At 30.9% G+C, this 13,607-nt stretch carries 11 protein-coding genes; 3 read left to right on the forward strand and 8 right to left on the reverse strand.

Features of this window, described 5'->3' with window-relative positions:
- The first annotated feature begins 230 nt into the window (after positions 1–230).
- Complete coding sequence (locus ABD816_RS07340; RefSeq protein ID WP_344926033.1) at positions 231–2,645, forward strand: alpha-ketoacid dehydrogenase subunit alpha/beta; 2,415 nt, start codon at positions 231–233, stop codon at positions 2,643–2,645.
- Positions 2,646–2,811: 166 nt separating this feature from the next.
- On the opposite strand, the gene ABD816_RS07345 is transcribed toward ABD816_RS07340, so the two are convergent.
- From ABD816_RS07345 to ABD816_RS07355, 3 genes are all read right to left on the reverse strand, one after another.
- Positions 2,812–3,432: a hypothetical protein gene (locus tag ABD816_RS07345; protein WP_344926034.1), complete on the reverse strand. Its 621-nt coding sequence runs from the start codon at positions 3,430–3,432 to the stop codon at positions 2,812–2,814.
- A 172-nt stretch (positions 3,433–3,604) separates the two neighbouring features.
- On the reverse strand, positions 3,605–4,408 hold the full coding sequence (locus ABD816_RS07350) for a hypothetical protein (RefSeq protein WP_344926036.1): 804 nt from the start codon (positions 4,406–4,408) through the stop codon (positions 3,605–3,607).
- Between the two features lie 25 nt (positions 4,409–4,433).
- Complete coding sequence (locus ABD816_RS07355) at positions 4,434–5,276, reverse strand: 1,4-dihydroxy-2-naphthoyl-CoA synthase (protein ID WP_344926038.1); 843 nt, start codon at positions 5,274–5,276, stop codon at positions 4,434–4,436.
- 250 nt (positions 5,277–5,526) lie between these two features.
- On the opposite strand from ABD816_RS07355, the gene ABD816_RS07360 reads away from it, so the two are divergent.
- Complete coding sequence (locus ABD816_RS07360; RefSeq protein ID WP_344926039.1) at positions 5,527–6,030, forward strand: hypothetical protein; 504 nt, start codon at positions 5,527–5,529, stop codon at positions 6,028–6,030.
- A 27-nt stretch (positions 6,031–6,057) separates the two neighbouring features.
- On the opposite strand, the gene ABD816_RS07365 is transcribed toward ABD816_RS07360, so the two are convergent.
- The 3 genes from ABD816_RS07365 to ABD816_RS07375 all read right to left on the reverse strand — a co-directional run bounded on the left by ABD816_RS07365 (position 6,058) and on the right by ABD816_RS07375 (position 8,520).
- Entirely contained in the window at positions 6,058–6,897 is an 840-nt protein-coding gene (locus ABD816_RS07365) for a CvfB family protein (protein WP_344926040.1), read from the reverse strand.
- Between the two features lie 118 nt (positions 6,898–7,015).
- Positions 7,016–7,714: a LytR/AlgR family response regulator transcription factor gene (locus ABD816_RS07370; RefSeq protein ID WP_344926041.1), complete on the reverse strand. Its 699-nt coding sequence runs from the start codon at positions 7,712–7,714 to the stop codon at positions 7,016–7,018.
- On the reverse strand, positions 7,711–8,520 hold the full coding sequence (locus ABD816_RS07375; RefSeq protein ID WP_344926043.1) for a sensor histidine kinase: 810 nt from the start codon (positions 8,518–8,520) through the stop codon (positions 7,711–7,713). Before ABD816_RS07375 ends, ABD816_RS07370 begins: the two co-directional genes overlap by 4 nt.
- A 463-nt stretch (positions 8,521–8,983) precedes the next feature.
- On the opposite strand from ABD816_RS07375, the gene ABD816_RS07380 reads away from it, so the two are divergent.
- On the forward strand, positions 8,984–11,374 hold the full coding sequence (locus ABD816_RS07380) for a TonB-dependent receptor domain-containing protein (RefSeq protein WP_344926045.1): 2,391 nt from the start codon (positions 8,984–8,986) through the stop codon (positions 11,372–11,374).
- A 60-nt stretch (positions 11,375–11,434) separates the two neighbouring features.
- Here ABD816_RS07380 and ABD816_RS07385 read toward each other — a convergent pair whose 3' ends face one another.
- Both ABD816_RS07385 and menD read right to left on the reverse strand, forming a co-directional pair.
- On the reverse strand, positions 11,435–11,776 hold the full coding sequence (locus ABD816_RS07385; RefSeq protein WP_344926047.1) for a DUF2853 family protein: 342 nt from the start codon (positions 11,774–11,776) through the stop codon (positions 11,435–11,437).
- Positions 11,777–11,874: 98 nt separating this feature from the next.
- Complete coding sequence (menD, locus tag ABD816_RS07390) at positions 11,875–13,599, reverse strand: 2-succinyl-5-enolpyruvyl-6-hydroxy-3-cyclohexene-1-carboxylic-acid synthase (protein WP_344926048.1); 1,725 nt, start codon at positions 13,597–13,599, stop codon at positions 11,875–11,877.
- Positions 13,600–13,607 lie beyond the last annotated feature (8 nt).

The following is a 13,607-nucleotide window of genomic DNA, read 5'->3' on the forward strand; positions in this document are numbered from 1 at the left end:
TAATTTTAGAATACGGCTGTTTTTATAGTCTTTAAAATTTAAATTGTATGTAATTTAATAAAATGTGAAATTTTTGAATAATTGTTAATCGATTCATAAAATACCTTTCAAAAAAATAGATTTCACAATAAAAATTGATTTCAATTACATTATCTTCAATTAATTTAAGAGTTCTCTTTTGGAAATCGCCTTAATTTTAACTAAATTTGAGCAACAAAAAATAGCTATAGATGCAGTCTGAAACACTAATTACACCAAACATCTCATTTGAAGAATATAAGAATCAAATACTTAGAGATTATGAGATTGCTTTACTGAGTAGAGAGTGCAGTTTATTGGGAAGGCGAGAAGTGTTAACTGGCAAATCTAAATTCGGAATTTTTGGAGGTGGAAAAGAATTACCTCAATTAGCTATGGCCCGAGTTTTCTCTAATGGGGATTTTAGATCTGGATATTATCGGGATCAAACTTTTATGATGGCGATTGATCAATATTCTGTACAAGAATTTTTTGCAGGATTATATGCACATACTGATATAGAAAAAGAACCATTTGCAGCAGGAAGACAAATGGGTGGACATTTTGCCACACATAGTCTTACTGAAGATGGATCTTGGAAAAACTTAACTGAGCAAAAAAACTCAAGCTCTGATATCTCACCTACTGCTGGGCAAATGCCTAGACTACTTGGACTAGCGCAAGCTTCTAAAATATACCGAAATGAAAAAAGTGTTGAAAATTACACTAATTTTTCAATTCAAGGAAATGAAGTTGCATGGGGTACAATAGGTAATGCCAGTACCAGTGAAGGGCTATTCTGGGAAACTATAAATGCTGGTGGAGTACTACAAGTTCCTATGGTTATCAGTATCTGGGATGATGAATATGGAATTTCTGTTCACGCAAAAGATCATACCACAAAAGAAAGTATCTCATTAATTCTAGAAGGCTTCAGACGTACTGAAGATCATAAGGGTTATGAAATAATAGTTGTCAATGGCTGGGATTATCCAGCATTAATTGATGCTTATGAAACTGCAGATGAATTAGCTAGAGAACATCATATTCCTGTTATAATTCATGTAAAAGAGCTCACACAGCCTCAGGGACATTCTACATCTGGATCACACGAAAGATATAAGTCTGAGGAAAGACTTAATTGGGAACGTGAATACGATTGTAACAAAAAGTTTAAAGAATGGATTATTGATCATAATATTGCAACTTCTGATGAACTCTTTGCTATAGAAAAAACTGCTAAGAAAAGAGTTAGACAAGGTAAAAATAACGCATGGAATGAGTATATAACAGAAATTAAGAAAGAGCAACAACAAGCACTTGCCATATTAAAAGAAGTAGAACGTAAAAGTGAGAATAAAAATTTTATAGCTACCTTAATTAAAACTCTGGCAGACAAAACAGAACCTATTCGCAAAGATATACTTGAAGCAACCAGAAAATCACTACGTTATATCACTAAAGAAAATTATCCAGAAAAAGTCGCATTGCAAAATTGGGTAAATGAATATATAGCTGAAGTACAACCAAAATATAGTGATCATTTGTATAATGATTTTGAAAATAAAGTCACAAATATTAAAGAGGTTTTACCAAAATATGAGCAACAGGCTGACATAGTAGATGGTCGTGTAATTCTTAGAGATAATTTTGAGCATATATTCAAAAGAATTCCTGAGTCCCTAATTTTTGGAGAAGATAGTGGTAAAATTGGTGATGTTAATCAAGGTCTAGAAGGTCTACAAGAAAAATTTGGAGATATCAGAGTTGCTGATACAGGTATTAGAGAAGCTACAATTATTGGACAAGGAATTGGACTAGCAATGCGTGGTCTAAGACCTATTGCAGAAATTCAGTATCTTGATTATATTTTATATTGCTTACAAGGGTTAAGCGATGATTTAGCTACCTTAAGATACAGAACTTTTGCCAAACAAAAAGCTCCCCTGATTATAAGAACAAGAGGACATCGATTAGAAGGTATCTGGCATTCTGGTTCACAGATGGGTGGTTTGATCCATTTATTAAGAGGAATTCATATTCTGGTTCCTAGAAATATGACAAAAGCAGCTGGGTTCTATAATACATTATTGGATAGTGATGAACCTGCGATTGTAGTTGAATGTCTTAACGGATATCGTCTAAAAGAAAAAATGCCTGTAAACCTATCAGAAATAAGAACTCCGGTAGGTGTAGTAGAAACCATAAAAGAAGGAAGCGATATTACACTTATTTCTTATGGATCTACACTACGTATAGTAGAGCAGGCTGCAATAGAATTATTATCTGTGGGTATTAAATCAGAAGTAATTGATATACAATCACTTATACCTTTTGATACACAACATGATATTGCTAGGAGTATTGCTAAAACAAATCGTGTATTAATTATTGATGAAGATGTTCCCGGAGGTGCTACAGGTTACATACTACATAAACTAATTGATGAACAAAACATATATAAACATCTTGATAGTGAACCACAAACTCTAAGTGCACAACCACACCGTCCGGCTTTTGGTACGGATGGAGATTACTTTAGCAAACCTTCTACGGAAGATGTTTTTGAAAAAGTTTATGAGATTATGCATGAAGTAAATCCTACAACTTATCCTAAACTTAGATAAACCAGGTCATTTAGAGATGGATCAATGATTGATTGTATTAATATGTACCAATCTTTTTATAATGTTAGATCTAATGGGTCAATTAAAAAGGTAGAATAAATATTAATAACTCATAATATGTTAAATCAATTATTATATACATCATATAGTTTAAAGATATTTGTCTCTAAAAGGGATCTTCAATTTTTATACGATTTCCATCTTTATAAGAAACAACAAAAATATTCTTATCAATAACTCCCGATCGAATAATTATTTTTCTGAATTCTTGTGCTTCTGGTAATGTTTCAAAAATACCTAAACTGAGCTTGTAATAAGATGAATCACTATAAATTCTTGTATTTGTAAATTTCTCAGAAATTAACGATATATTATCTTTACTAAACGACTGAATCTGAACTGAATACACAGTGTCTTTTTTGATTAGACTTCTATATAGATATAAGTCTTTAATTTCCTTAAGATTAATTTTATTTTTCTGTAAATCATTCAATTGAATTTTTAAAGTATCAATTTCTGATCTAAATAATTTACTTTTTTGACGTTCAAAGTTATATTGTTCTTTTAGGCTAGAATTTTGAGTATTAAATAGTATGTATCCTAAAAGAATAAGCGTACTAAGCAGCAAAAAGGAACTAAGAATCTTAAAAAAGAACTTAGATGCCCTATTCTTTTTTAAGTAATAGGATTTTTCATTCAGAATATTCTCTAACTTTATTTGCTCTGACTCTGCTTTCTCTATTTGCTCGTGTAATGATAAAAGATCTTCATTCTTAATATCAGGCATTTAAATAGATTTTTTTTAGATTATTTCCAGTTAATTACATTTTATTTGTGTTTCCTTAATTACTGAGTTTTCTCCTATTTCCCTTCTACTTTTAAAGATACTCTTTTAAACTATTATTTCACAACTTTAACAAACTTATAAATAGTAAAACCTAATAATAAATCAATAGAAATTATGGTAATTTTTGTTGTTTTATATGGTAGACAATTCCATTATGAATTCCTAGAACCATGACCGGATTATCAGCTATGATTTTTTGAAATGCTTTTAATGGAAATCCTTTGGAAATTTGGTTCACACCTTGAATTTTTACTTTATCGTCTAATTCTAAACGAACTATTTGTGAAGTAGGATTATGAATGAAATAATTATCGTATAAAAAATAAAGTGTATCTCCTTCTTTATCAATATCATACTCAGCTTTACCTAATTGTTTTGCTTTTTCCACAGCTTTTTTACCTTCAGCGTATTCTATCAAATCTGCCTCAATAAAGATTACATCACCAGATCTGAATACATTCTTTACATAGCTATGTGTTAGACTAAACTTTGTTTTCTTAGTATTTGTACCTGATGTGTCAGTAGTTATTGCATTTAGATTGTCATCAGATATTTTATTAGAAAGTGTATCACTGATCGTTATGAATTCATTTCTATAATTTTCGATATCTGATTTTAGCTTCGTTAATTCGTTTTGCAAAGAATCATTCATAGCTTTCATACGTGCTGCTTCGTCAATCGTTTCCTCATGTACATCAGTAGCAACAGCATCATTATTTTTATTCAAATAATACATGCCGCCTGCCATAGCAACAATAATGGTAATAAAAAAGATCATAAAAATAAGACTATTCCTCTTACTCTTTTTTAATTCTTTGGAGATAGAAACTAGATTTTGTTCCAGTTTTTGTTGTTTTATCCCGGATTTTTCAATCCTATATTGTACCGATACAAGTTCATCTTCTTTATTTTTCATGAGTACTTAATTTATTGATCTCATATTAAGGGATCCACTTTATATCCTTAAAATTAGGTTTCCTTTTTTCCAGAAAAGCATTTCTACCTTCTTTAGCTTCTTCTGTCATATATGCCAAGCGCGTGGCCTCTCCAGCAAAAACTTGTTGTCCCACCATACCATCATCTGTGAGATTCATAGAGAATTTCAGCATTTTTATTGAAGTAGGTGATTTTTCTAAGATTTCCTGTGCCCATTGATATGCAGTTTCTTCTAATTCTTCATGCGGAATTACAGCATTAACCATTCCCATCTCATACGCATCCTGAGCTGAGTAATTTCTACCCAAAAAGAAAATTTCACGAGCTTTTTTCTGCCCTACCATTTTAGCTAAATAAGCAGATCCATACCCACCATCAAAACTTGTAACATCTGCATCGGTTTGCTTAAAAATCGCATGCTCTTTACTAGCTAATGTGAGGTCACATACTACGTGCAAACTATGTCCTCCTCCTACCGCCCATCCGGGTACGACAGCTATTACAACCTTTGGCATAAACCTAATCAATCGTTGTACTTCTAAGATATTTAATCGATGCATCCCATCCTCACCTACATATCCCTGATGACCTCTTGCTTTCTGATCTCCACCACTACAAAAACTATATACACCATCTTTAGTAGATGGTCCTTCTCCGGTTAATATTACTACTCCTATAGAAGTATCCTCCTGTGCATCATAAAATGCTTCATACAACTCACTCGTTGTTCTTGGTCTAAATGCATTACGGACATTAGGTCTGTTAAAAGCGATACGAGCCACTCCATCAGATTTTTTATAAGTAATATCTTTATATTCTTTTACAGTTTTCCAGTTTATTGAACTCATTATATTTTATTTAGTCAATCAAAAATAATATAATATATGGAATCAACCTATAGCAAGCAGCATAGTTATAAGATTAAACAGACATTACTACAAATTGATCTAATCTGGAAAACTTCTTGTCAAAACAAAAATTTATATTGATTACTTCTTTATGTAAAGTTAATTGATGATACATTATTTACTATTTCATTTTATTTTAACGCTGCATTTGCACGATTTTTGATACTTTTATTGCAAATTGATTAAATATATGGGTAGATTTTTTTTTGGGATACTTGTTATAGGTTTAGTTTCTGTAAGTTTTGGGCAGGAAAAGTTTCAGAACACAATCGAAAATAAGGAAATAGATACAAATATATCTGATGACAATTTACAGTATTCTATACCTACTTTTGAAATTACTCCTTCTCTATCCTATCTTAGACAGATAACTCCTCAAAATTATCAATTAATGGAAATAAACCTTGATATTGATCTACGAAAAAAGGAACATCGAAATAATACACCCTTACTACAATTACCAGAAAATAAATTTGTGCAATCTGAGTATCCTAACACCTTAACTGTGGCGCCAAAAACAAAAAGCAGTAGTTTTCAGATTACTGGTCGTGGTGGTTACAGTAATAACATCTATTCTACAAGAAACAGATATAGCAACTCATCAACAAATAATAATGGTATACAAAATAATGCGTATCAAGATGCCAGTCTGCATACAAGATTTTACAATCCTTTTATAGGACTTCCTTATTAATAACCATAATAAAGACAAATCAAAAAGTTAATGATCATTTACTAATCTGATCCCATCTTGTTCTATAACAATCTTCTTCTCTTTATATAAAGAACCAATTGCTTTTTTGAAACTTTTCTTACTTAATTGAAAAACTTCTTTGATATCATCCGGGGCAGATTTATCATTAAGATCAATAAAGCCTCCATTAGCTTCTAATTCGTTTAAAATTTGCTGTGCATTTGGCTCTATACCTCTATAACCATGACGTTGTAAAGTAAGATCAATTTTACCGTCTGGTCGTACTTTTTTCACAAAGCCTTTTACCTTATCTCCAACTGTTATTTTCTGGAAAATCTCATCTTCATACACCAATCCAAGATACTTTTGGTTTACAATCATATTCCATCCAAAAGGAGATGGATGTGACGCTATTAACGCTACTTCATCATATGATGATAATAATACTAATGAATTATCAAGAAAAGTATTAGTTTTACTTGATGCTACAAGTCTATTTGTCTTTTCATCCACATAAATATATACCAGATACCAACTCCCTACCCTCATTTTTGAAGCTTGCTCCTTAAAAGGGACAAAAAGTTCTTTCTCTAATCCCCAATCTAAAAAAGCCCCTATATCAGAAACATTGGTACATTTTAAATAAGCAAAAGAATTGACAGTAGCATAAGGCTCCAGATTTGTTGCTACAATTCGTTCTTCACTATCGAGATATAAAAACACCTTTAAGAGATCTCTAATTTTAAATTCATCCGGAACGTATTTGTTGGGCAATAATACTTCATTACCATCCTCATCACTTAGATAGACCCCCTGATCTCTCTCTCTTACCACTTCTAACGTATTATATTCACCAAGCTTAAGCATTTCTTTTATTTTTTCGCAAAGATACTTCTTTACCTCGGTTTAATAAGATCGTTTTGCATTCTAAATTTTAATTTTGAAAAAATGCTTTCTCATTTTGTAAAAAACCCAAAATGCTTATTCAATTTAGTTTTTGCTCAATAAGAATTTTATACGACTCTCCGATAGGTATTTCTAATACTCCTATTTCAATATCATGCTTTGTGTAAGCAGTTATTTTATCCATATTAATTATATATGATCGATGTGTTCTTATAAATCTTTGATCAAGTATCTCCAGAAAATTAGTAAGACTGTATTTCACTACATGGATTTCATTTTCGGTAATAATCTTAATATAATCTTTCACGCTTTCTACATATAATATTTCATCATAAAAAACTTTTACCTGCTTTCTGTCTTTTCTAACAAAAATAAAATTGTTTTCAACTTCTTTGATCTTTTCATATACTTTTACTCCAACCTGCTTCTGTGCTACAAATTTTTCTATTGCCTTAAAGAAACGTGCAAAGGAAATAGGTTTTAAAAGGTAATCCACAGCATTCAATTCAAAACCTTCTAAAGCAAAGTCCCTATATGCTGTAATAAAAATAACTTTAGGTCTATTAATTAGGTTTTTGAAAAAATCAGTCCCTTTTAATACCGGCATTTCGATATCTAAGAAAAGTAAATCTATTTTTTCATTTTTTAATACTTTACTAGCTTCAATAGCACTCTCACAGGAGGCTACTAATTCAAAATCATCGAGTTGAGATAAATGATTTTCTATAAGCCCTCTTGCCAGCCCTTCATCATCAACAATTACACACTTATATTTCATGCATACCTTAATTTTAGCATTACTTCAAAACTATCTTCATTTTCAAGAACCTGTAAATCATAAGCATTAGAATACAATAACTCTAATTGCTGCTTCACATTTTTAATCCCTAAAGATGCATCTTTTTTTTGTTGATTCCCCACACCATTCTTTGGTTTTGAATTAAAGATAGAAAATACAATATATGAATCTTTTAATGTCATAGAAATAATAATGGTACATTGTTTCAATTCCTGACTAACCCCATGCTTAAATGCATTCTCTACAAAGGTCAATAAGATTAAAGGCGCTATTGTAACCTCTTGATCAATATGATGATCAAAGGTAATAAACGCTCTTTTCCCATACCTTACTTTTTCTAATGATAAATAATTCTCTATCAGCTGAATTTCTTTATGTATGGGTACATAAGTGTCATCACAACGATACAGCATATAATCCAAAATATCCGATAATCGCTCAATAACTTCTGGAGTTTTATCTGACTTATCCAATGCTAATGCATACAAATTATTTAATGTATTAAATAAAAAATGTGGATTCAATTGATTTTTTAATGCGGTAAGTTCTGCTACCTTTTTTTGCTCATTAAGTTTTAAAAAATTTTGTTGATTCTTATAAAATTGAAACATTAATAGTAATGCAGTAGGAGTGAGATATAGAATACATTTACTTAAAAAAACCGAAAATCGTGTGGTCCGTGTCCATAAAGAATCTTGCGCATACTGTTTTTGAGTATCATTATAAAAATCAAAGTATTGAATATCAAAATAATACATTTTTACAGTATTGTATAGGGTAAACATAATTATCAAAAGTATTACAAGCAAAAAGATAAAAAGAATTGGTTTCTTTTTATTAAAAAACATGGGTATTAATATATGAATACAGGTATATGCAGTAATTATCTGCACTATTACAATAAGTCCATAAGATTTAAATAAGTGCCAATAATCAGCATAAAACCTGGTATAATCATAAACCGACAACACAAAATACAAGAATACCAATATCCAAAAAGATAGGTGTTTAAAAAATGAGGATTTAAGATATTGAAGAATCATATAAGTCGCATCAAACGCTAAAAATAATCTATAAAATCTAACCTCTAATTTTTTATCGACTAAATCCGTAAAGCGGACTATGAATCCCTGAGAAACAAATGATAAATACATTAAAAGCTATCTGTATTCGTAAATATGGAGTTGGTCTACTTTCTTACAATCTTAGCATATTCAGAGATATTTTTGAAAAAAAATTAATCTATATATGTGTAGTCTAGTAAAGTTTATAATCACTGTTTTTCTTTTAATTATCTCACAAGTTTCTCATGGACAATCTATTCATTCAATTTCCGGACGTATTATCAATCATCAAAACGATCTCTTACCTGGTAATGCTCTTATTATTTCATCTAAAGATTCAACAATCACTAAAGGAACCAGTTTTTTTGAAGGAACCTTTAAGTTATCCAACTTAAAGCAAGAACAATTACTATTAAAACTAACTTCTATGGGATATAAGGATACTCTTATTAATATATCATACAAGGGAATTCCTGATATTGATTTGGGTACTATTAATATGGAGGTATCATCAGATCAACTTGAAGAAGTTATCTTAATTTCTAATACTCCATTATATAAAACAAAAACTGATGGTACTATAAAAGTCAATGTAGAAAACACAGTATTAGCTACCAGTAATTCTGTAGAAGAAATTCTATCTCGATCTCCCGGTCTTATAGTAGATGATGAAGGTATCTCTGTTATAGGAAAAGGAGTTGCTATTATATATGTAAACGGACAACGTATTCTGAATGAACAACTAGCTAATATACAAGCTTCAGAAATCAAAAATATTGAAATAATATCTAGTCCATCCGCAAAATATGATGCAGAAGGACAAGCTGTTATTAATATTAGCACCATCAAAACGGCTACTGAAGGCGTCAAAGGTATATTAAGTCAAAATATCAGTACTTCTGACTTTGCTCCTCCTGAGGCAAATACAGTTTTTAGTTTAGACTACAGAAAGCAAAACCTATCGCTAATGGGAAATTATGGGTTACAATTAGGAACCAATAGATTTATTCTAAATACAACTAGAAATCGTTCTGCAGAAGGAGATCTCTTCAATTCTGACATAACAACTGATTGGGAGCGAAAACGCACATATTTTGCAAACTATGGTACAGGTATACAGTATTATTTTGGAAAAGATAGTTATGTATCGATGGCATATAATGGAGTAACAAACGATTTAGGCGGGACAGAATCCAGCAATAATACAATCAATACCAATCAAGAATCAGAACAGTTCGCTAGTATCGTTCATAAAAATGATCTCACTACTCAACATGCATTCATCTTGAATTACTTACAAACTATCGACACACTTGGTTCTTCCCTATATGTTGGAGGTCAATATTCTCTTTATAACACAAAAACAGATGATTTTATTAACGAAACGTCTATAATAAATGATCAAACCTTTAACCGATCATTAAAAAATATTGTTGACCAAGATATTCCTATCCATAGTATACAATTGGATTACACCAAGGTATTTGCAAAACAAAATCAATTAGAAACAGGAATTAAATATGGACAGGTAAACAATACATCAGCTTCGCAATTTTTAATATCCGAAGATACCGATGGATTTATTATAAATGAAAATTTATCCAGAGATTTTGAATATAATGAAAAGATATATGCAGCATACATAAGTTATAAAAAGAATATTGCAGACAAAATTAATTACAATCTGGGGGTACGTAGCGAGTATACTAGCTATACATTGAATACAGGTTATACGAATCAAAATTTAATAGAAAATGATTATTTTAATATATTTCCAAATTTTTCTATGGGAATACCTCTAAAGGAAAATTATTCTTTATTTACCTCTTATTCTTCTAGAATTGCCAGACCTAGATATCAATCTTTAAATCCTTCCATTATTTATCAAGATGCTTTTACCTCTATACAGGGCAATCCGAATATTGTTCCTGAAAAGATTCACGCTTTAGAGATAGGAGTTAACCTGAAAAAATTGACGATAAAATTGGGATATAACCACACTATTGACCCTATTACCGGAGGAGCTGTGCAAGGAGAAGATCCTAAAAGCTATATTCTACAACGGCTAAACAGTGATAGAGAACACGATTATTATAGTAGTATACATATACCTTTTAAAACCAATTGGTGGACCTCAATGAACACGATAACCGCCAGCTATAAAAAACTAATCGACACCCAATCCTCATTTGGTTTCAAAGAAACAAAACCACAGGCATACGTATATACAAATAATAAATTTACAATATATAAAGATCTAAAATTACAGCTTATAGCCTGGTATCTTAGTAATCGGTATGATGGTATATATTTTAGAAAAAATCAAGGAGAAATTACTATAGGGCTGGAAAAAAACTTGTTACATAAAACTTTAAAACTTCAGGTAATTGCTAATGATATATTTCATACCAATAAGCCAGATGGCAACTATCAACTGGGAGAAACATCCATTCTCTTTGATAGAATTTATAACACACAATATTTTAGATTTGTGGCCACTTATAATTTTGGGAAGCTAAAAAAAACCAACTATCAGCATAAATCATCAGGAGCAGAAGAACAGGATCGGTTATAATAAAAAATGGTGTTTGCTTTAATATATAGCAAACACCATTTTTATGATACATTTTTAATCCTATTTATAAACAGATTCTTTCTTAAAATGCTTAGCTAAAAGGTAATATACAACAGCTCTATACTTACTGCGATTAGACTTACCATATTTTTCCATTACTGAAGATATTGCTTCATCTAGTTTTGGTCCATCAGAAAGCCCCAATTTTTTAATCAAAAAATTATTTTTTACTGTATCTAATTCTGCTTGATCACCTCCAGATACAGTGGAAGCATCTTTATTATAAATAGAGGGTCCGCAACCAATAGTAACCTTTGTTAAAAAGTCCATATCTGGTGTTTCACCTATCTTATCTTTGATATCAGCAGCATACTTGGTTATCAAATCATCTCTTTTGCTCATAATTTTTTTTAAGTTTTTAGTTAATTTTTTATTCTATCTCAAATATAACATATTTAATAATGAATATTTGACTTAAAAATTATATAATAATTGAATATTTAGACAAAATGTTTAAAATAATCGATCAAAACACTGTCGTTATCTTTTCTGGGTGTAAAAATCTCAACTAACTGTGGCGAATTACTATCAGAATATAATGCTGTAATAGCCATTTTTACTTGTTCTTCATTTTCTGCAGCAGTATATTTTATACCATACATTTCACATAATTGTATAGCCGTTAATGCATGTTTGGTTTCAAAGTAAGTACTAAACTTTTCGCTCTCTTCTTTGCCTGGTAAAATTCTAAAAATACCTCCACCTCTATTATTTATTACAATAATTTTAAAATTAGATGGAATATGATCATTCCATAATCCATTACTATCGTAAAAAAAACTTAAATCACCTGTAATCAATGTCGTTGGCAATCCCGAAGCGACTGCTGCACCTATAGCAGTAGATGTACTACCATCAATACCACTAGTACCTCTATTACAAAAAACACGAAAAGTAGCATTTAGAGAAAATAACTGCGCATAACGCACAGTAGAGCTATTACTCAACTGTATAGATTGATGATCTGGTATTAAACCAAAAATAATTTCAAATGCTTTTAAATCTGTAAACCCAATAGTTTCTACATACTGAGTATGCATTACTCTCCTTTGATCTCTTACTTCAATCCAATTAGTTTTATAATTAGTATTTATCTTTTTTGTATTTGGTAAAAATTCAGAAAAAAAAGAATTTGGTTTCATTTTTATATGTTCTGTTAGACAGAAATAAGTATCATAAGCTTTCTTTTCGTCAATATGCCAATGTGTAACGGGTCTGTATTTTCTTAAAAAAGATTTGATCCTTTTAGAAACCACCATTCCTCCCAGAGTTAATAAAATATCTGGTTGTAACTTATCAAACGCTGTATCTGATAATGGAGATATTAATTGGTCTATGCAGTTAATATGTGTACTATGATGAATATTAGAAGTGGTTTCTGTTAATACTAAAACTGAGGGATCTAATGCTAACTCATCTACCCACTTCTGATCAATGGTTTCTGGAAAATTGACTCCAATAAGAATTATTTTTCGAGTAGCCTGATTCCATTCTGCGATCATGCTATCATATAATTTATCAGAAATTCTATGCTCAATATATTCTACCGGAATATTTTTAGGAACCACTGTAGGCACTTCAACTTTATCATATAGTGGTTCATAAAAAGGAACATTAATATGTACCGGACCTTTTTGTTCTATTGCAGTATTCAATGCCAGATTAATTTCACGCTCATTATGCTTCTGTGATTCATGTTGTTTTTGTCTAACCTTATCATCTTCAATCGTTGATTGCGGAACCATTTCAGAATATAAGTTGGCAGAATATAAGATATGATTCTCAAACACATTTTTCTGACGAATTGTTTGTCCATCACCAATATCAATACGTTCTATAGGTCTGTCGGCACTTAGAACGACTATAGGAATATCGCTATAAAATGCTTCTGAAATAGCAGGGTAATAGTTTAATAAAGCACTACCTGATGTGCAGACAATGGCAACAGGTTGATGTAATTGTTGCGCAATGCCAAGTGCAAAAAACGCTGCACAGCGCTCATCAACAATGCTGTAACATTGCATATCCGGATGTTCACTAAAACCAATAGTCAAGGGTGCATTTCTGGATCCCGGGGATATTACTATATGATGAATTCCTTTTGCTTCGCAAAGTGCTACTAATGTCTGAGACAAAGGAATTTTAGAATATAAACGTTTCTTCATTTAGCTAG

It is taken from the genome of Aquimarina addita (assembly GCF_039539305.1).
Classification (GTDB): domain Bacteria; phylum Bacteroidota; class Bacteroidia; order Flavobacteriales; family Flavobacteriaceae; genus Aquimarina; species Aquimarina addita.

Bases quoted from the DNA above. Each gene is read 5' to 3' on its own strand.
- ABD816_RS07340 (WP_344926033.1), top strand. From the start codon at position 231: ATGCAGTCTGAAACACTAATTACACCAAACATCTCATTTGAAGAATAT.
- ABD816_RS07345 (WP_344926034.1), bottom strand. From the start codon at position 3,432: ATGCCTGATATTAAGAATGAAGATCTTTTATCATTACACGAGCAAATA.
- ABD816_RS07350 (WP_344926036.1), bottom strand. From the start codon at position 4,408: ATGAAAAATAAAGAAGATGAACTTGTATCGGTACAATATAGGATTGAA.
- ABD816_RS07355 (WP_344926038.1), bottom strand. From the start codon at position 5,276: ATGAGTTCAATAAACTGGAAAACTGTAAAAGAATATAAAGATATTACT.
- ABD816_RS07360 (WP_344926039.1), top strand. From the start codon at position 5,527: ATGGGTAGATTTTTTTTTGGGATACTTGTTATAGGTTTAGTTTCTGTA.
- ABD816_RS07365 (WP_344926040.1), bottom strand. From the start codon at position 6,897: ATGCTTAAGCTTGGTGAATATAATACGTTAGAAGTGGTAAGAGAGAGA.
- ABD816_RS07370 (WP_344926041.1), bottom strand. From the start codon at position 7,714: ATGAAATATAAGTGTGTAATTGTTGATGATGAAGGGCTGGCAAGAGGG.
- ABD816_RS07375 (WP_344926043.1), bottom strand. From the start codon at position 8,520: ATGTTTACCCTATACAATACTGTAAAAATGTATTATTTTGATATTCAA.
- ABD816_RS07380 (WP_344926045.1), top strand. From the start codon at position 8,984: ATGTGTAGTCTAGTAAAGTTTATAATCACTGTTTTTCTTTTAATTATC.
- ABD816_RS07385 (WP_344926047.1), bottom strand. From the start codon at position 11,776: ATGAGCAAAAGAGATGATTTGATAACCAAGTATGCTGCTGATATCAAA.
- menD (WP_344926048.1), bottom strand. From the start codon at position 13,599: ATGAAGAAACGTTTATATTCTAAAATTCCTTTGTCTCAGACATTAGTA.